Source organism: Streptomyces fungicidicus (assembly GCF_003665435.1).
GTDB classification, from domain to species: domain Bacteria; phylum Actinomycetota; class Actinomycetes; order Streptomycetales; family Streptomycetaceae; genus Streptomyces; species Streptomyces fungicidicus.
In genome coordinates this window covers 4,913,378-4,930,309 of sequence record NZ_CP023407.1, presented here as the reverse complement: position 1 = coordinate 4,930,309, position 16,932 = coordinate 4,913,378, and the positions used below count along the sequence as shown (strand labels likewise).

The 16,932-nt window shown below is 68.8% G+C and carries 19 protein-coding genes and 2 pseudogenes; 15 read left to right on the top strand and 6 right to left on the bottom strand.

Annotated features, from left to right (window positions below):
- The first annotated feature begins 7 nt into the window (after window positions 1-7).
- Complete coding sequence (locus CNQ36_RS22690) at window positions 8-625, top strand: SMI1/KNR4 family protein (protein WP_121547338.1); 618 nt, start codon at window positions 8-10, stop codon at window positions 623-625.
- A gap of 162 nt (window positions 626-787) precedes the next feature.
- Here CNQ36_RS22690 and CNQ36_RS34820 read toward each other — a convergent pair whose 3' ends face one another.
- Window positions 788-946, bottom strand: coding sequence for a hypothetical protein (locus tag CNQ36_RS34820; protein ID WP_163013152.1), 159 nt, complete (start codon window positions 944-946; stop codon window positions 788-790).
- On the opposite strand from CNQ36_RS34820, the pseudogene CNQ36_RS22685 reads away from it, so the two are divergent.
- From CNQ36_RS22685 to CNQ36_RS22670, 4 genes and pseudogenes are all read left to right on the top strand, one after another.
- Window positions 891-3,447: pseudogene (locus tag CNQ36_RS22685) on the top strand (golvesin C-terminal-like domain-containing protein); the annotation flags it as partial. The gene CNQ36_RS34820 and the pseudogene CNQ36_RS22685 overlap by 56 nt on opposite strands.
- Window positions 3,448-3,452: 5 nt before the next feature.
- The gene (locus tag CNQ36_RS22680) at window positions 3,453-3,746 is read left to right on the top strand and encodes a hypothetical protein (RefSeq protein WP_163013338.1); all 294 of its coding nucleotides are present in this window, start codon (window positions 3,453-3,455) and stop codon (window positions 3,744-3,746) included.
- Window positions 3,747-3,752: 6 nt separating this feature from the next.
- Window positions 3,753-3,890, top strand: a pseudogene (locus tag CNQ36_RS35860) (IS5/IS1182 family transposase); the annotation flags it as partial.
- 166 nt (window positions 3,891-4,056) lie between these two features.
- Window positions 4,057-4,911 (top strand): hypothetical protein, encoded by an 855-nt coding sequence (locus CNQ36_RS22670; RefSeq protein ID WP_121547336.1) that lies wholly within the window; start codon window positions 4,057-4,059, stop codon window positions 4,909-4,911.
- A gap of 369 nt (window positions 4,912-5,280) precedes the next feature.
- On the opposite strand, the gene CNQ36_RS22665 is transcribed toward CNQ36_RS22670, so the two are convergent.
- Window positions 5,281-5,382, bottom strand: coding sequence for a helicase associated domain-containing protein (locus CNQ36_RS22665; RefSeq protein ID WP_163013337.1), 102 nt, complete (start codon window positions 5,380-5,382; stop codon window positions 5,281-5,283).
- A gap of 223 nt (window positions 5,383-5,605) precedes the next feature.
- Here CNQ36_RS22665 and CNQ36_RS22660 point away from each other — a divergent pair, with 223 nt between their 5' ends.
- The 4 genes from CNQ36_RS22660 to lepB all read left to right on the top strand — a co-directional run bounded on the left by CNQ36_RS22660 (window position 5,606) and on the right by lepB (window position 8,661).
- Entirely contained in the window at window positions 5,606-6,220 is a 615-nt protein-coding gene (locus CNQ36_RS22660) for an SMI1/KNR4 family protein (RefSeq protein ID WP_121547334.1), read from the top strand.
- Window positions 6,221-6,499: 279 nt separating this feature from the next.
- Window positions 6,500-7,102 (top strand): Imm21 family immunity protein, encoded by a 603-nt coding sequence (locus CNQ36_RS22655; RefSeq protein WP_121547333.1) that lies wholly within the window; start codon window positions 6,500-6,502, stop codon window positions 7,100-7,102.
- A gap of 363 nt (window positions 7,103-7,465) precedes the next feature.
- On the top strand, window positions 7,466-7,978 hold the full coding sequence (locus tag CNQ36_RS22650) for an SMI1/KNR4 family protein (RefSeq protein WP_121547332.1): 513 nt from the start codon (window positions 7,466-7,468) through the stop codon (window positions 7,976-7,978).
- Window positions 7,979-8,004: 26 nt separating this feature from the next.
- Window positions 8,005-8,661 (top strand): signal peptidase I, encoded by a 657-nt coding sequence (gene lepB, locus CNQ36_RS22645; RefSeq protein WP_228313045.1) that lies wholly within the window; start codon window positions 8,005-8,007, stop codon window positions 8,659-8,661.
- A 2-nt stretch (window positions 8,662-8,663) separates the two neighbouring features.
- Here lepB and CNQ36_RS22640 read toward each other — a convergent pair whose 3' ends face one another.
- A complete protein-coding gene (locus CNQ36_RS22640; RefSeq protein ID WP_206278488.1) occupies window positions 8,664-9,536 on the bottom strand; it encodes an alpha/beta fold hydrolase in 873 nt (290 codons plus the stop codon).
- Window positions 9,537-9,708: 172 nt separating this feature from the next.
- Between CNQ36_RS22640 and CNQ36_RS22635 the strand changes: the two genes are divergently transcribed.
- Both CNQ36_RS22635 and CNQ36_RS22630 read left to right on the top strand, forming a co-directional pair.
- Window positions 9,709-11,079, top strand: a complete 1,371-nt coding sequence (locus tag CNQ36_RS22635; RefSeq protein ID WP_121547330.1) for an SMI1/KNR4 family protein — start codon at window positions 9,709-9,711, stop codon at window positions 11,077-11,079.
- The gene (locus CNQ36_RS22630) at window positions 11,076-11,759 is read left to right on the top strand and encodes a hypothetical protein (protein ID WP_228313044.1); all 684 of its coding nucleotides are present in this window, start codon (window positions 11,076-11,078) and stop codon (window positions 11,757-11,759) included. Before CNQ36_RS22635 ends, CNQ36_RS22630 begins: the two co-directional genes overlap by 4 nt.
- A 7-nt stretch (window positions 11,760-11,766) precedes the next feature.
- Here the strand turns inward: CNQ36_RS22630 and CNQ36_RS22625 are convergent, their stop codons facing one another.
- On the bottom strand, window positions 11,767-12,042 hold the full coding sequence (locus CNQ36_RS22625) for a DUF397 domain-containing protein (protein WP_121547329.1): 276 nt from the start codon (window positions 12,040-12,042) through the stop codon (window positions 11,767-11,769).
- Window positions 12,023-12,877: a helix-turn-helix domain-containing protein gene (locus CNQ36_RS22620; protein ID WP_121547328.1), complete on the bottom strand. Its 855-nt coding sequence runs from the start codon at window positions 12,875-12,877 to the stop codon at window positions 12,023-12,025. The genes CNQ36_RS22625 and CNQ36_RS22620 overlap by 20 nt, the downstream gene beginning before the upstream one ends.
- A gap of 158 nt (window positions 12,878-13,035) precedes the next feature.
- Here CNQ36_RS22620 and CNQ36_RS22615 point away from each other — a divergent pair, with 158 nt between their 5' ends.
- Together CNQ36_RS22615 and CNQ36_RS22610 are read left to right on the top strand one after the other, a co-directional pair.
- The gene (locus CNQ36_RS22615) at window positions 13,036-13,239 is read left to right on the top strand and encodes a hypothetical protein (protein ID WP_121547327.1); all 204 of its coding nucleotides are present in this window, start codon (window positions 13,036-13,038) and stop codon (window positions 13,237-13,239) included.
- Complete coding sequence (locus tag CNQ36_RS22610) at window positions 13,239-13,679, top strand: ATP-binding protein (RefSeq protein WP_121547326.1); 441 nt, start codon at window positions 13,239-13,241, stop codon at window positions 13,677-13,679. Before CNQ36_RS22615 ends, CNQ36_RS22610 begins: the two co-directional genes overlap by 1 nt.
- Before the next feature lie 27 nt (window positions 13,680-13,706).
- On the opposite strand, the gene CNQ36_RS22605 is transcribed toward CNQ36_RS22610, so the two are convergent.
- Entirely contained in the window at window positions 13,707-15,188 is a 1,482-nt protein-coding gene (locus CNQ36_RS22605) for a VCBS repeat-containing protein (RefSeq protein ID WP_163013335.1), read from the bottom strand.
- 181 nt (window positions 15,189-15,369) lie between these two features.
- Here CNQ36_RS22605 and CNQ36_RS22600 point away from each other — a divergent pair, with 181 nt between their 5' ends.
- Together CNQ36_RS22600 and CNQ36_RS22595 are read left to right on the top strand one after the other, a co-directional pair.
- A complete protein-coding gene (locus CNQ36_RS22600; protein ID WP_163013334.1) occupies window positions 15,370-15,918 on the top strand; it encodes a hypothetical protein in 549 nt (182 codons plus the stop codon).
- A gap of 58 nt (window positions 15,919-15,976) precedes the next feature.
- Window positions 15,977-16,894: a hypothetical protein gene (locus CNQ36_RS22595; protein WP_228313043.1), complete on the top strand. Its 918-nt coding sequence runs from the start codon at window positions 15,977-15,979 to the stop codon at window positions 16,892-16,894.
- The last annotated feature ends 38 nt before the right edge of the window (window positions 16,895-16,932 follow it).

Below are 16,932 nucleotides of genomic sequence, written 5' to 3'. Positions count from 1 at the left end.
GGAAGACGTGACCGGGGAAGACGAGCTGGAGGCGCTGCGGCAGGCGATGCCGCCCACGGCCCCGAGCAACGCGTCGCTCGACTGGAATCAGTTCGGCCGGTCATGGGGCAAGGAGTTCCCCTCCGACTACTGTCAGTTCATCGACGTCTACGGGTACGGCTCGATCGGGAACTACCTGGAGGTCCTGAAACCGGAGCCCGAAGGAACGGTGTCGGAGAACTCCGACATGGTCAACGAGACCGAGGTGGCCCGGGAGGCTTGGTCGTGGGTGCGGAAGGCGCCCGAGCTCGCGGAGGCCCGCCCTGAGCTGATCGCCTGGGGTGGAGACGCGAGCGCCGACCTCCTCTGCTGGGATGCCTCGGACGAGAACCCGGGCAAGTGGCCCGTCCTGGTGTACAACAGGGACGACGGTCTGTGGCGTCGTTACGACTGCGGGATGGTGCAATTTCTGGTGCGTGTCCTGCGTGGGCAAGAATTCGACGAGTGCCCCCTCGGCGATCTCTCACTCTGGGGAAGGGAGCCAGCGGTCTTCCTGAACCGGCACGAGGAAGACCGCATGTGGAAAGCCGGACTGGACCCCTGGACGGGAGAACCGGATCCGTACGCCGGAATGTTCGGGGACTGACTCATGAATGACGCCTGCGCACCACACGGAACATGGCAGGTGTCTGTCTCCTGGTGAACAGCCAGTCCCAGTCTCTCTCGCGGGCCCGCCGAATCCATCGGCGGGCCCGCTTGCTACGTCTTCGAACCTTCCGATCAGACCGACTATAAGCTCGGGACGCGATCACGAGTTGGCCTTCTTGAGGCGTCTCCAGCAGATGAGGCTGCAGGCGAGGGAGACAAAGGCGTCGTGGAGTTCGATGGGGCGCTCCCAGCGGACGGCGAGCCACCGCAACCACGCCGCCGGCACGGGCACGGACGCCTTCACGTGGACGCTGAACATCCCCGAGGACGGCACGTACACCGCGTACGTGAAGTACCCGGAGGTGACCGGCGCGGCCACAACGGCAAGTACACGCTCGCCCACGGCACGGCCACCGAACCGGCGGTCACCAAGGACCAGACGGCCGGCCCCGGGACTTGGGTCAGCCTCGGCGAGTACGCCCTCAAGCAGGGCGAGGACACCGAGCTGAAGCTGGAGCAGAGCAGCACCGGCATCGCGGTGGCCGACGCGGTCAAGCTGGTCCGTGACAACTCCGCCGACACGGACACCGAACAGAAGACGTTCACCTACGGCTACGACGTCAACGGCAACCTGACCTCGATCGACGACACGTCGTCCGGGGCGCGGACCGACGCCTACACCGTCGCCTACACCGGCCTCAACCAGGTCCAAAAGGTCACGGAGTCCCTGTCCGGCACGGAGAAGAAGGCGACGTCGTACACGTACGACGCAAACGGGCAGCCGGAGACGGTCACCCACCCCAGCCAGTTCTCCCAGTACACCTACGACCTGCGCGAACTGGTCAAGACCGTCTCGGTCGGCAAGACGGCGACGGACACCGACCCGAAGGTGACGTCGTACACGTACACCGACCGCGGCCAGAAGCTGAAGGAGACCAAGGCCAACGACAACACCGTCGACTACACCTACTACCTCGACGGCGCCCTGAAGTCGACCACGGAGAAGAAGGCGGACGGCACCACGCTGGTCGCCTCCCACACCTACGCATACGACCCCAACGGCAACAAGGCGCAGGACGTCGCCAAGAAGATGAACGCCGACAACCACACGGCGTACTCGACTCCACTACCGACTACACCTACGACCCGGCGGGCCGGCTCACCAAGTCCGTCAAGACGGGCAACGGCGCGGGTACGGAAACCTACGTCCACGACGACAACGTCGTCAGCCAGACGGTCAAGGGCACGACGACCGCCTACCACTACGACCGCAACCGCCTCCTGACCGCGACGACCTCCGGCGTCGCGGCCGACTACACTTACGACCCCTTCGGCCGCCAGCAGTCGGTGACGTCGCAGGGGCAGATCATCTCCCGGAGCGTGTACGACGGCTTCGACCACGTCGTGGAGTCCCAGAAGATGGACGACACCGGCGCAATGAAGTCCACCACGTACACCTTCGACCCGCTGGACCGCACCGCCTCGGAGACGGCGGACGGCAAGACCACCGACTTCGAGTACCTCGGCCTGTCCAGCGAGGTCCTCGACGAGAAGGTCGCCGGCGAGCTGACCAAGTCCTACCAGTACAGCCCGTGGGGCCAGCGCCTGTCGCAGATCAAGCACAACACCGACGGGACGACCGAGGACGGCTACTACGGCTACAACAGCCACACCGACGTCGAAACCCTGACGGACGACAACGGCGACACCAAGGCCACCTACGGCTACACCGCCTACGGCTCCAACGACGAGTCCGAGTTCACCGGCATCGACAAGCCCGACACCACCGACCCCACCAAGGAGGACTACAACCCCTACCGCTACAACTCCAAGCGCTGGGACGCCCAGTCCGGCACCTACGACATGGGCTTCCGCGACTACAACCCGGGCCTCAACCGCTTCACCACCCGGGACATGTACAACGGCGCCCTCGCGGACATGGGTCTGGGAACCGACCCGTTCACCGGCAACCGGTACGCGTTCACCGGCGGCAACCCGACCAGTTTCGTCGAGTACGACGGTCACCGGCCCGCGGAATGCAACGAGTCCGGCTACACCTGCAGGATGAACGACGCGGGCGGCTGGGACGTGAGTTCGTCCCCGACCTCCACGGGACCCGACAGCACGATGGTGGACAAGACACCGGACTGCTCGAGCTACGGCTACCACGTCAAGGACGCCTGCACGGCGGCCGGTGTGATGCAGATGTCCCAGGAGCACCTCAACCTCATCAAGGGTGCCGCGGGGTTCGACACGGCGGGACGGGCCTCCTGGTCGGACTGGGACGCGTTCCTCTACCTGATCAAGCAGACCGACGTCTTCGCCTACAAGGCGAACTTCGTGGGCCAGTACGGTGACGTGATCAACGCCGCCGCGAAGAGGTATGACCTGCCCGCCTACCTGCTTGCGGGCGTCGTATACAACGAGGTAGGGGGTGATCCGCCGAGCGCGGACGACGCCAAGAACATCCTCACCGGCGACCCCAACACGTCGTTCGGCGAGGTGAGCATGCAGGTGGACACCGCAGGGGATCTGCTGGGCTACGACTCGGGCAACATGACCCAGTTCCAGAAGAGCAAGGTCATCGAGTCGCTCAAGGACCCGGCGCAGAACATCTTCATCGCCGCCCGCTATCTCTCCGTGGCGCGGGACAAGATCGCGGGCATGAGAAGCGGGAACGAACTGACCAGTACCGATGTGAAGAACATCGGCGCGTACTACAACGGCGGCCCGGACTACTATCTGACGGATCCCGCTCCGCAGGAGTACGGGCAGCTCATCGTCGATAGACAGGGAATGCTAGAGGGGCTGATCGGATGACTACGATGCGAGCGTCTTCCATCGCCAAGTCCTGCGGTGCCGTCGTGCTGTACGCGGTGGCGGCGGCCCTGGTGCTGTTCAGCTTCGCCATGACGGTCGAAGCGGACAACCCGGCTGCGTTCCCGGGACGGCGGGACAACGACGGGGCTTTCGGAGCACTGCTGTGCGTCGGTATTGCCGCCCTTTCGGCGGCGGTGGCCGTGACATCGCTCTCGCGACGCCTGCTGTCCAAGGTCGTCTGCGCGGCGATCATCCTCGTGTGCGTCTATCGAGTGGTCGGCGTCGCCGGACAGCTCTGACACCCGCGCCCAACTGAGAGCGGTCGTGCCGGGTTTCTCGGCACGACCGCTCGTGCGTGGCAGATCCCTGCCGATCCGTCCGGCCGGCTGCTGTGTGCCTCGCCGGCTCTGCCGCGTGCCGTCCGCGACGTTCGGGCTGCCCGTGCCTGTCGCTGGTGCAGTTGACCGGCGTCGTGACCTGCTGGACCGACGGGACCCGGTGCTCGGGGTGGACCGGCACTTCCACGGGGCTTTATGAACTGGGCAAGCGCGGTGATCGCAGGTCCTCGGTATGTTCGGCGGTATGGGAGCGAGTAGCAGAGAGGAACACATGAATCATCTCGACGTCGTCCGACTACTCGGCTTCGACGCCCCAGCACGACCGGAGGACGAGTACGGCCGGGTCGTTCCTGCGGACTTCGAACTCCTGGTCCAGGCCACACCAGCCGGGGTCTTCGCAGGCTCCGTGCTGCTCGAACGACCCGGCGCTCTCCCCGTGCGCTCCCTCGAGGAGTTCACCCGGCCCACCTCCATGCGCATCGGAGATATGGAGCTGTCGCTTCGCAGCCGTGACCAGCGGCTGTGGCTGCCGCTCCACCCGGAGCCCGGCGGCATGGTGCCGTGGGGCCGCAGCGCAACCGACGGCGTGCTGCTGTGGGACACCACCGCTGACGACACCGCAGACTGGACGACCGTCGTCACGGACGATGATTTCCAGCTGTGGCTCGACCTTCCCTTCTCTACCCCGGAGTTCGTGGGGCGGGCGCTGCTCGAACGTCCCGAGGGGCTTCCCGCGTTCGAGACCATCGAGGAATACGAAGCGGGTTCCTTCTGGAAGGTCGCCGACGACATGCGGGCGACGGCCACGGTGCTGTCGAACCCGGACATCGGCGCAGTGGAGGAGCTCGTCGCCCGGATTCGGAACATCGGTGTTCCGGGCATCCGGCAGTACGCGCGGGAGCTCGTCGACAAGGCCGCGGAGAACACGAAGAAGCCGGACCTCGTGTTCCCGGAGGACTACCTGACAGTCATGCGGGAGTTCCCCGGCGGGGTGATCGCCGGAATGCGCGTGTTCCCCGTCACCGAGGCCGCCTGGCTGACCGAGGACCCGGTGTTCCTGCAGTGGGGCGAACTGGAGGGCAAGGCTTTCGGCTGGCTCGCCCTGACGAGCGACCCGCAAGAGTGACGCGTCGCCTACATCGAGCCAGGGGGCACCTCGCTCACCCACCTGGAGGATCAGACCTTCGCCTCGTTCCTGCGACGTCGGCTACGGGGCGACAACTCACTGTTCTGACCGGGGGGCGCCAGCAGCCGCGCTCGCCGTCGACGGTGCCATGGGCCTGGGCTAACCGCTTCGGATTCGCTAGGGGAATCGATCGGCGGTCTGCCCCGCCGCCAGGCATCGGGTTCCGCTCCGGTGTCCTGGGCGGCGCGGGGCTTCCTTCACCCAGCCCCGCAGCGACTCCGAGCTGACCCCGAGTATTCGCGCGACCTCGTTCCTGTCCGGCCCCGACGGCTACACGAGTTCGACCGCGTCCCAGCGGGGCCCGCGGAGCTACGCCCACTGCATGCCCAGCTCGGCGAGTGCGGTGCGCTGCTCCCCGGTGAGTTTGTCGCGTCGGGTTTTGGTGTTGGAGATCCATACGCCCAGTTTCACGGCCACCGGCTCGGTGTCGCCGTCGAGCGCGATCGTATGAGATGACTGCCACTGAATTCCTGTATCGGATTCTTACAGAGCCAGAATTTCACCCCTATTCCGTGACACAACACATGCCCCATCCGCTCTTCGAGCCTGTGGTTCGTTCGTGAACCACAACACAGGCCGTCAGGTACCAGCCGGGGAGAGATGCCATGATGCCCACTCCGAGGAGGAGAAATAGGTGAGCAGGGAAGACGAACTGGTGACGCTGCGGCAGGCGATGCCGCCCACGGCCTCGAGCAACGCATCGGTCGACTGGGATCAGCTCGCCCGGTCCTGGGGCAAGGAGTTCCCCTCCGACTACCGTCAGTTCATCGACGTCTACGGGTACGGCGGGATCGAGAGGTACCTGGCGGTCCTGAAACCGGAGCCCAAAGGGACGGTGACGGAGAACTCCGACATGGCCAACGAGACCGAGGTGGCCCGAGAGGCTTGGTCGTGGGTGCGGAAGGCCCCCGAGCTCGCGGAGGCCCGCCCTGAGCTGATCGCCTGGGGTGGAGACGCGAGCGCCGACCTTCTCTGCTGGGATGCCTCGGACGAGGACCCGGGCAAGTGGCCCGTCCTGGTGTACAACAGGGACGACGGTCAGTGGCGTCGTTACGACTGCGGGATGGTGCAGTTCCTCGTGCGCGTTCTGCGGGGAGACTTCGACGAGTGCCCTCTCGGTGATCTCTCACTCTGGGGACGGGAGCCAGCGGTTTTCCTGAACCGGCACGAGGAAGACCGCATGTGGAAAGCCGGACTGGACCCCTGGACAGGCGAGCCGGATCCGTACGCCGGAATGTTCGGAGACTGACCCATGAATGACACCTGCTCACCACGCAAGTGAAACGGCAGGTGTCTGCCTCCTGGTGAACAATCTGTCCCCGGTCTCTTTCGTGGGCCCGCCGAATCCATCGGCGGGCCCGCCTGCTGCCTCATCGAAGTCTCCGACCGAACCGACTATGGACCATCTCGCCCTGTCCGCCAAGATCCCGCTGACGCTTCTTCACCAGCTGCAAATCAAACGCCCGACCCCATTACGCGGCACCGAGATCTCGGCCGGACCAGACTCGGTTATCACCGTTTTGGTCCGATGCCCGTTGCGGTAGTCTTACCGGGCGCCCTCAACCCACTCGCCGGATGCGTGCCCCCATTTGATCGGTGTGGCGCCCGCGCCCGCCATGCGACCGGTCCATGGGCGAGTAGCCAAGGAACTCAGATACTGGAAAATGGGGATGCCGTGGACCTCACATGGGTCGAGTCAGCAGGTGCCCCAGTGATTGTCAAGGAGGAGTCCCTCAGAAACCTCTGGGGTGGATACGTCAACTCCGACTACGAGAACGCGTGTGAGGTCGACGGCTACGCCGGGCTGGTTACATTCGGAGAGCCAACCGCTACGGTAACGGGACTGGTGATCAACGAAATCCCCGCTCCGACCGCATTCATGGAGGAATACCGATCCATTGTTCAGTGGATCTCTTCCTCCAGTGACGCTCGCTTCGTCGAGATGGTCCGCGAAGGCATCGCTTCCGTCAGCATGTGGGACGAGGGGCCAATCGTGCGCGTGAACGGCCCGCTCGCGATTTTCGATGCGGCTCTTCCTGGGACCGAGGCTGGTGCCGACGAGCTTTTGCTCGTGGAGATCGAGTCTGACACACCGGCACCTGCGCGCGAGTCCATAGGCTGGATCCCGTAACCGAAATTTCCGCCGCAATCTAGGTTTGTGCATGTGGTGGGACGCGCCTGAGCGTTGAACCTTCCTCGCGTCGTAGGGTCCACGGGCATTCGGCCAGCACGGAAACGGAATCGGGAAGCGGGAGGACCAGGTGGGCCCGGCCTGGGCCCTCCACGAGACGACGTTCAGCGAATGGCTGCCCAGTTGTCTCAAGGCACAGGACGTGAAGGTATGTTCCCGCAACTCGGCACCTGACGGCCCAGCCTGGGAGCCGATGAACTGAGGGACACTGTCCTTGTTTCCCACCTGACCGACCATGGACCATCCCGTTCAGTCCTCCCAGATGCCGTCGGCGCTTCTTCACCAGCTGCGAAAGGATTCCCCATGTGGGTGCAACGTGTAATCGACTTCACTGGCTGGGAGCCGTCGGCGCACTCTGTCGACTGGGACGCAGTCGAGAGGGAGCTGCAGATTCCGCTGCCGGCGGACTACAAAGAGCTGTGCGAAGCTTTTGGCGGAGGTACCTTCTGTGATTCCGTCTCCTTTCTCGGCAACCTAGAGGGCCCCATGTTCAATCTTCTCGTGCGGTGGCAAGCAAGCATTTCGGTAAACAGAGACAGTGAGCCGTACCCAGCTTATACGCCGGGCGGCAATGGCTTTATTACCTGGGCTTCGACGGAATGGGCGGATCAGTACTGCTGGCTTTTCGACGCAGAGCGTCCGGATGAGTACTGTATTCTTGCGCGAGGCGATTCGGACGAGTGGTGCAGGTATGAAATGTCGACCTCCGAATTCCTGTACCGGGTCCTTGCGGAAAAGGAATTCAAGCCTTTCGGTATCGCGGAGTACAACCTCGATCCGACGTTCCAGCCGGGCCGCTCGGTCCACCGCGGTTGAGCAGGGACAGGGAGGGAGGGGCGTTCGTGCAATCGCAACGTGCGGGCCGCGGACTGAGAATCGCCGCATGGGTATCGGTGCCGCTGGGGCTGGTCCTGGTGCTGGGCGCCGTGGGAGGAATCGCGCTCGGCGGTGGTCTGGACGGCGAGCGGGTCACCGTCAGGGGCGAAGCGATGCGGCCCACGTACAGTCCTGGCGAGCGGCTGACCGTCATGCAGGTCGGCGAAGGTGAGATACGCCGGGGCGACGTCGTCCTCGTCGGTGTGCCCGGTCGGTACGGGAACGCACCGGTCCTGCAGCGGGTGATCGGACTGGGCGGGGACCACGTGGAGTCCCGTGACGGTGTGCGGGTCGCGGTGAACGGCAAGCGGATCGACGAGCCGTACGTGATGCGTGACCCGCTCGGTTCGACAGGCTCACCGTACGACGTGACCGTGCCGGAGGGGCGCTTGTTCCTGCTGGGCGACAACCGGCCCAATGCGAATGACTCGCGCTACTTCCTCGACGAGCAGTCGGGCAGCGTCGCGGTCTCCGGGGTACGCGGCCGCGTACAGGAGGAGCGGGCCGCCCCCGTGGCGCCGCTGGTCCTGGGGGCCTTCGGCGCCCTGCTGACGCTGGTCGGGGCCGGGCTGGGGATCGGGGGGTTCGTGGCCGGGCGGCGCCCCGGGGCGTGGCTGCGGTAGTACTACTGCTGGGCCGTCCGCTGTCCTGGCGTGAGCATCGCCTCGGCGATCTCGCCGGCCGCCGCATCGGGGATCGCGGTGGCGGCCTCCTCGAGGACGAGCAGCCGTGCCCCGGGGATCTCGCGCGCGAGCGCCTCGGCGTTGCCGACGGGGAAGAACGGGTCACGGCGGCCGTGGACGACGAGCGTGGGGAGCTTGATCTCGGGCAGGCGCTCGCGCCAGCGGGGTGCGCAGTCCAGCCTGGAGAACACCATCCCCAGCTGGTTGGCCATCTGGACCGCCGGTGCCGTGCTCGGCGTGCGGTCCCAGATGCGCGCGGCGACCGCACGTGCGGCGACCGGGTCGTCGCCGAGGATCTCCCCACCGGCAGCGGCGAAGTCCGCGACCGCCTCGCGGTCGCTCCAGTCGGGCATCGGGTGCGCGAACAGCCGGCCCATCGTCTCCCGGTCGTGGTCGGGGAGGTCGTCGTCGGACGGGCCGGGCGCGACCGCGCGGGTGCCGACCAGCGTGAGCGCCGAGAACGCGTCCGGGTGGTCGAGCGCGGCGACCTGGGCGACCATCCCGCCGACGCCGATCCCGGCGAGGTGCGCGGGCCGGCCGCCGAGCGCGTCGGCGAGGGCCGCCGCGTCGGCGGCGAGGTCGCGCAGGGTGTAGGCGGGCGCCTCCGGATCCGTGGTCGTCGACTCCCCGCTGTCGCGCAGGTCGTAGCGCACGACGCGGCGCCCGCCGGCGGCGAGGCGCTCGCACAGCGCGTCGGGCCAGGAGAGCATCGTCGTCCCGCCCACGAGCAGGACGAGCGGCGCGTCGTCGTCGCCGAACGTCTCGACGCCCAAGGTGACCTCATTGGCGTCGACAGTGGTGATGATTCGAGTCATGCCACGGCAGACTCCCTCCGCCGCCCGAACTCATCGCTCACGCGCCGGACGATTGGAGCACCGCCCGGAGGCTGCGCCGCCCCTGTCAGTGGGCGACCTTAGGATCACGGCGGATCCGGACGGAGGGGGCGACCGCCCACCGTCCTCGACAACCGACCGACCGGAGAGCACCGTGTCCTCGATACATGACTTCGCGACCTGGGAGCCGTTGCTGCGGCTGGTGCGGGATTCCCACGCGGAGCAACTCGCCGCGCTGGGTGGCTACTTCTCGGGCCAGATCGGTCTCGGCAGTTGGACCCTGCCCGCGCCACAGCCGCACCCGATGCCGGGGCGAGGCCTTCAGGTGGCGGACATGCAGGACCAGTTCACCGCCGTGGAACGGGTGCAGGACGCCCTCAGGGCCGACGGGGCGAGCAGCGTTTCGTACATGGTCGAGACTGCGCCGGACGGGAGGACGCTGCTTCACGTCGTCGACTTGGGCCCCGCCGTGGAGCACGGCGTCGTCAGCCCCTTCGTGGGTGCCCTGCTCCTGGTCGAGAGTGCCGTCCCCGAGCCCTGGCGGCGTCTGCCCGAGGAGGTGCCGGGGGTCACACCTGCGCCGTCTGCGGACCCGGCGCTGCTGGAGCGGACCCTTCGCGAGCGGCTGCCCGACGCCATCGGTGCCAGCGAGGCGGAGATCGCGGAAGCGGAAGCGCGTCTCGGTGTCGCGCTGCCCGACGAGCTCAAGGCGCTCTACCGCGTCTGCCGGGCGCGGTGGCAGGACTGGAGCGGCGACTACGCGGCGCAGGAACGCGTCAGCGAAGCGGTCGGCTGTGAGCTCTTCTCCCTGGACGGGCTCTACGTCGCGGACGCGGCCTCCCGTCCCTGTCCTTGGCAGTTCGCCGCCGACGACGCGGTCGTCACCTCGCCGGACGCCGCCGTGCAAGGCCTCGTCGGCTCGCCCGGCTGGATCGTCTTCGGCGACAACGGCGGCGGCGACCGGCTGGCCCTCGACCTGACACCTGGCCCCGGCGGACACGTCGGCCAGGTCATCGTCATCGACCACGAGCAGACCATCGGCGCCGGGCTGCGCGCCGACTCCCTCACCGCCATGGTGCTCGACCGCCCCAACGGCTGGCGCCGGGACCGTGAAGCGGACGGCCCGCCGGCGGTGGCCCGGGTGAACACGCACTACCTGGCCAGTGTGGAGGCCGCCGCCCATCCCGAGCTGGAGGTGCTCGGCATCGGCTGGCGAAACGGCGAGCCGGTCAGCCTCGCCCCGGTCGCCGGGCTTCCCCGCCTGCGGACCCTCACCGCCATTCCGGGTGCGCTCGCCGATCCCCTGGAGATCGCCGGGCTCAAGGGTCTGGAGTACCTGAGCCTCGGCCCCGCGGACTGGCGCGTCCTGCTCGACGCCGGTACCGTCCCCCGGAGCCTGTCGGCGGCCGGTATCGAGGTGCAGGGCGAACAGCCCCCGCTGCCGATCCTCGACCTCGCCAACGAACTCCTCGCCCTGTGGGACCGCCCCCTCATCGGCCGGACCGTACTGGACGCCGGCCGGTGAGCCAGGACGGGCTGGAGGTGGAATGGGCGCCGCCCTCCGAGTACAAGATCGAGATCGGTACCGAGCCGCTGGACCGGCCAGCCCGGAACTCGGTCGGCGGGTGGCCCTACTTCGACGACGGCCAGGAGTGGCCGCGGTGCTTCTGCGGCGAGCGGATGGCGCTGTTCTTCCAACTGGATGTGCCCGAGGACATCGAGTTCTTCGGCGGAGAACACCTGTCGGTCTTCCACTGCGCGCACCACAACGAGGCGTCCGACCCGGTCACGGCCGACGGCCGCCTCGTGCCCCGGTTCTGGGAGGCTCCGCAGCCGCCGTTCCCGGGCTCGTTCTGGCGGGTGCTGCTCCAGCGTGACCCGGGGATACCGGAGGCGGAGCCCGAGCCGGCCGTACGGGCCCTGCCCCTGACCTTGCGGCCCGCCAGGGACACGTATTTCAAGGTGGGTGGTACGGCGTCCTGGGTGCAGTATCCCGAGTACTACCGGTGCGCGTGCGGCTCGGAGTTGGCCTTCGTCTGCCAGGTACCGGAGAACTGGGAGTTCGGCGTCCGCCCCGGGGCCCCGGTGCAGCCCTACAGCATCCGGGACGACGCCTACCTCCTCTTCCTCGGGAACGAGGTCTACCTGCTGGCCTGCCCGCAGCGTTGCGACCCGGCGGCCGTCTTCCCGGTGAACCAGAACTGACTTTGAATCACTTGAGGGAGGCGACGAACGACGTCCAGGCCGGGGCCGTGACGGTGAGGACCGGGCCGTGGGGGACCTTGGAGTCACGGACGGGGACGACGGCGGTGTGGGCGTCGCAGACTTCGAGGCAGTTGCCGCCGTCGCCGTTGCTGTAGGTGCTCTTGCGCCAGCGGGCGGCGCCGGGGAAGGCTTCGGCTACCTCCACGCAGTCGCCGCCGCTGCCATTGCTGTAAGTGCTCTTGCGCCAGACGGCTGTGCTCAAATCAAACCCGTTGCTCGCCATTTCTGCCATCCTCAGCCGCTTGCTCAATCAGGGCGAGGGACGCCTCCGGAGGTAGCGCGGCGGCCCTGAGCAGATCGTACGACCTGCGGTACTCCTTCACGAGGCCCGGATCGTCGATGGTGTCCCCGCTGTGGAGTGCCTCTGTGTAGACCAGCGGTGGAGCGTCGGGAAACGTCATGATCTTGGCAGTGCCCAGCATGAAGGGGTGCGCGCCGCAGTTCCACGGAAGGATCTGGGGAACGATGCGATGCCGCCGTGCCAAACCTGCAATGTGCTCCCACTGTTCGGCTGCCTGGTCCGGCGGAACGATCGACTGGCGGAGCAGGGACTCGGACAGGATGGCCCAGTACACCGGGGTCTTGTGGTTCTCCTCGAAGAGGCGGGCTCGTGCCAGTCGGGCGGTGGCCTTCTCCTCCACCTCCTCGTCTGGTGCCAGCGGGTGGGTCGCCCTCACCACCGCCCGCGCATACGCATCCGTCTGCAACAACCCCGGAATGAGCGTCGGACACCACTCCTCGATGGTCTCCGCGTGCTTCTCCGCCTCCAGCACCCGCTCGAAGTAGCTCGCGTGCCCCCGCCGCTTAGCCCGCCGCACGTCCTCGCACCGGCGTCGGAAGAAGCCGTCCGTGCCGAGCACCTTGTCCACGTGCTCGGCCAGTTCCGCCGGCATCCGGCGCGTCCCCCGCTCGATCTCGCTGAGGTGGCTCGGGCCGTAGAAGCTGCCCTCCACCAACTGCTGGAGCGTGAGCCCCGCTTCCTCCCGCTTCCAGCGCAGTTCGCTGCCGTAGAAGGTCGGGACGCCCGTCGAACCGTCGATGTCCTTGCGCTGCCCCATCGTTCACCGTCCATGGGTTGCCGTTACCGCCCGCTCCCCCTTCCCGCACCGCATACGTGCAGTTCAGGGCCGGGATGCCGAAGGGCTGTCACGCTACGCCGACCGGCGGCACAGTGTGAGCGGTTCGTCACACAGCGCACTGGAAGGTGTGAACCCCCATGCACAGCCCCACCGAAGCCGACGCCTGCGCCGAGGAGTTGCGGGCGGCGCTCGCCGCGCACGGCATCACGCTGCCGTCCCTCGGCGTCGACCTCCCCGCGTTCGCCTCCCGTTGCCCCGTCCGGCCGCTGATCGCGCTCGGCAACTGCAACCTCCTGACCGCCCAGGCCCTCACCGCCGCCCTCCGCAAGGGGGCCGCGTGATGCGACCGGCCACGACGCTGGAACTGCTCGCGACACCCGCCGAGGTGTCCGGCGTACGGCGTGCCCTGCGCGCGTACGGCGCCGACGTCCAGCTCTGCGCGAGCGAGCTCGTCACGAACGTGGTCCAGCACCTCGGTGAGGGCGTCCCCGTCACCGTCCGGGTGTGGTGCGACGACGGCGGGCGCACCCGCCTGGAGGTGACCGATCCCGACCCGCGTGCGCTGCCCGTCCCGCGGGCGTCGGTGGGCGCCGACGAGGAGTCGGGGCGGGGGCTGGCGCTGCTGGACGCGCTGGCGGCCAGGTGGGGCGTGACACACGGGCCCGGCCGCGGCAAGACCGTGTGGTGCGAGCTGGAGGCGGGTCCGGGCGGCGGCGCGGTGCCCGTGGTGTCCGCCGGAGGGCCCGGACGTACGGCTACCGCGGGCCGGGACCCGCGGTAGCCGTACGTCATGCCGTGCTGCGGGGCGTCAGCCGCCCAGGACCGAGCCGAACTCGGCGTCCGGGTGGGTGAGGCCGACGTCCTGCGCGCTGAACAATGTCGCGCCGGTCGTGGTCAGGCCGGTGGCCGACCCGCGCAGCACCCAGTCGGCGCCGTCGCGCACCGATCCGGCGAGGACGTCCTCGCCCTTCGCCGCGATCGTGACGTCCGCCATGCCGTCGCCGTCGAGGTCGGTGAGGTCCACGGCGGAGCCGAACCAGTCGTCCGCCTCCGCCGTGCCGGGCACGCCGTCGGTGGCCTGGTGGACCACCTGGGCGTCGGTTTCGGTCAGGCCGGTGGCCGAGCCCCGCAGCAGGACCGCCGCGCCGGTCCCTGGCACGCCGCGGACCGTCGCGCCCGGCGCCCCGGCCACCACGTCGGCGTAGCCGTCGCCCGTGACGTCGCCGATCGCGACGGACGCGCCGGCGTTGTCACCGGCCCGGCCGCCGCCCGGGGCGTCGAGCGTGGCGGTGCGGTGGGCGCCGAGGCCGTCCGCGCTGCCGTAGCGGACGTGGACGAAGCCCGCGGCGTCCGAGTACTCGCCCGTGGTGGTCGCCGACGCGGGGACATGGCCGGTGACGAGGTCGGCGTAACCGTCGCCGTCGACGTCGCCGGCGGCCGTCGAGACGGTGGGCGCCTCATTCGTACCGGAGACGTCGCCGCCGGGGTCCGGCAGCCAGACCTCCTGCAACCCGCTGTCGCTCCACGTGTGGACGGCGGTGTGCTGGCAGCCGCCCGTCGTCCCCTCGCAGTTCTCGCCCCCGGTGACGACGAGTTGGGCGCGTCCGGCGCCGGTGAAGTCGGCGGCGGTGAGGGTGCGCGGCTGTATGTAGGCGTTGTAGTTGTGGAAGCGCGCCACGTCGGTGGGCGCCGTGCGGCCCGCCAGGTCGTCGTACGCCCACAGGTTGGTGCGGCTGAGCGTGGCGATCTGCGGGACGCCGTCGCCGTCCAGGTCGGCGACGACGACCTTCTTGCCGTAGTCCTTCTCGGAGGACCACTCGCTGGTGGCGTACGGGCTCGCGAGCGAGATGCCGTCGCCGGTCAGGCCGTCCGGGCCGCCCCACAGCACGGTGAGCGTGCCGTAACTGCTGCTGTACGGCACCGAGTCGCCCGGCGCGCCGATGACGAGGTCGGCGTAACCGTCGGCGTCCAGGTCGCCGCTCGCGTGCGCGGCGCCGAACAGGTGGTGGGAGCGGACGTCACCGGGGACGCCCGGGGAGTTCTGGGTGAAGGTGGTCGAACGGCCGGGCGAGACGCCGTCCGCGGAGCCGTACAGGACGGTGACCGAACCGGCGCTGACGTGACCGTCGACGGGCGCGTGGGGTGTGGCCACGACGAGGTCGGCGACGCCGTCGCCGTTGAAGTCGTCGGGCACGGAGGTGGCCGCGCTCGCCGTGGGGGCGAGGGTCAGCGAGAGGCCCGCGGCCGCCGTGGCGACGGCCAGGGCGGCGGCCAGGGTGCGTGTGCGCAAGATTGCTCCAGTCTCAAGGACAGAAGTGAGGCGTGGGGGGCCGCATGCATGACGGTCGCGGCGCGGTGGGGGTTGTGCCCGGAGCGGCGGGAAACCGGCCGCCCCCGGCAAACAATCACGGCTCGTTCACCGGCGGTTCACGGGTGGAGCGCGGTGGCGGTCGGCGGGGCAGAATTCCCCTGTGGCGACGAGCAGTGAGGGTGCGTACATGGTCCTGCGGTCCGTCCCCGGCGCCCGGCGTCGTCGTACGCGTCTGCTCCGTGGGGTGGCCTCGGGCGGCCTGGCCCTGGCCGGTGTGCTGGTCGCCGGGTGCGGTGCGGGGGCCGGGGCGGCGTCGGAGCCCGAGGTCCGGCGGGACGAGAAGGTGATCCGGCAGTACTTCCCCGAGTTCGGTGACTTCGAGGAGGTCGTGTGGGCCGGTGAGACCCTGGGGGACGATTCCAGGGGCTCGGTGCCCGGGCCCTCGGACGTCCGGGTCTCCGGAGTGGTCCGGCTCGCCGAGTCCGACGCGCGGCGGCTGCGCGGCGCGTACGAGTGGCGGCCCGCGCCGGGGAGCCCGGACGTGCTTCCCGGCATCCGTCCGCACGTCCCCGGCGAGGCGGACTGGCTGACCAGTGAGGGGTTCACCGCCACGGTCACCGGGGGCCGGTACCCCGGCGACTTCCACCTCGACCTTCAGAGGAAGACCCTCGTGTTCGACGCGATGAACCCCACGAAGAAGAACCCGTGAGGTTCCCGCCGCGCACCGCGCTCCCGGTGTGTCAGTGGCGTCCGTTTGAATGGCGGCCATGGACGCGGTGGAGGAGTTTCTGGCGGATGTGCACCGACTGACCGCCCAGGGCGCCGGCCCGCCGGTGTGCGGGAGGCGCGGGCATTCGGCGGGGCATCTGTGCCTGGTACCGCCCGCGGAGACCGGTCTCGAGGAGTTGCAGGAAGCGATCGGCTCGCGGTTCGGGGAACCGCGCCGCCTCGCCACCGGCGGCACCGCCGACCCGGCCGCGAGCGCGCGGACCGGGCTGCCGCTGCTCGCGCCGTTCGGCGAGCGGGTCGTCGAGATGCGGGCATGGGCGTACGGGGACCGGTGGATCGGCTGCGGCACGACACGGACCGGGGACGGCGACGTGCGGCTCGTGGTGCTCGTCGCGGAGCGGGAGGACCCGGCGGCGGGGCTGCCCGAGCCGGCGTCCTGGGTGGACGGGGTCGTCGCGGTCACCGGGTGGGACACGGACCGGGCCCGCACCGTCGACTGGGCGGCGGTCGAGACCCGCCTCGGGACCGGACTGCCGGCCGACTACAAGCGGCTGGCGGAGATCTTCGGCGGAGCGGGCGCCTTCGACGGCTATCTGCAACTCCACGTCCCCGACGCGCCCTTCGACAGCTCGGACATCGTCCGGCACACCGAGTGGCTGGGCGAGTGGGCCCGTACGCGGGGCAGCGACCTGTGGGAGCCGTACCCGGTGTACCCGGCTCCCGGCGGGCTGCTGCAATGGGCGGGCACCGAGCAGGCCGACGGCTTCTACTGGCTCACCGGGGACCCCGACCCCGACAAGTGGCCCGTGCTGGCGAAGGAGGACGTCCCCGACTCGTGGCAACGGTTCGACGGCGCCACCGGGGAGTTCGTCCACCGCCTGCTCACGGACCCGGACCACCCGTTCTCGAGCGCCCGCTGGTTCGACCTCCACTGGTTCCAGAGCTACGGCACCTGAGACGGCGCGCCCGCCCCGGCCCTCGTCCGCCACGGTGG

Bases quoted from the DNA above. Each gene is read 5' to 3' on its own strand.
- CNQ36_RS34820 (WP_163013152.1), bottom strand. From the start codon at position 946: ATGTTCAGCGTCCACGTGAAGGCGTCCGTGCCCGTGCCGGCGGCGTGG.
- CNQ36_RS22680 (WP_163013338.1), top strand. From the start codon at position 3,453: ATGCGAGCGTCTTCCATCGCCAAGTCCTGCGGTGCCGTCGTGCTGTAC.
- CNQ36_RS22670 (WP_121547336.1), top strand. From the start codon at position 4,057: ATGAATCATCTCGACGTCGTCCGACTACTCGGCTTCGACGCCCCAGCA.
- CNQ36_RS22655 (WP_121547333.1), top strand. From the start codon at position 6,500: ATGCCCGTTGCGGTAGTCTTACCGGGCGCCCTCAACCCACTCGCCGGA.
- CNQ36_RS22650 (WP_121547332.1), top strand. From the start codon at position 7,466: ATGTGGGTGCAACGTGTAATCGACTTCACTGGCTGGGAGCCGTCGGCG.
- CNQ36_RS22640 (WP_206278488.1), bottom strand. From the start codon at position 9,536: ATGACTCGAATCATCACCACTGTCGACGCCAATGAGGTCACCTTGGGC.
- CNQ36_RS22625 (WP_121547329.1), bottom strand. From the start codon at position 12,042: ATGGCGAGCAACGGGTTTGATTTGAGCACAGCCGTCTGGCGCAAGAGC.
- CNQ36_RS22620 (WP_121547328.1), bottom strand. From the start codon at position 12,877: ATGGGGCAGCGCAAGGACATCGACGGTTCGACGGGCGTCCCGACCTTC.
- CNQ36_RS22615 (WP_121547327.1), top strand. From the start codon at position 13,036: ATGCACAGCCCCACCGAAGCCGACGCCTGCGCCGAGGAGTTGCGGGCG.
- CNQ36_RS22610 (WP_121547326.1), top strand. From the start codon at position 13,239: ATGCGACCGGCCACGACGCTGGAACTGCTCGCGACACCCGCCGAGGTG.
- CNQ36_RS22595 (WP_228313043.1), top strand. From the start codon at position 15,977: ATGGACGCGGTGGAGGAGTTTCTGGCGGATGTGCACCGACTGACCGCC.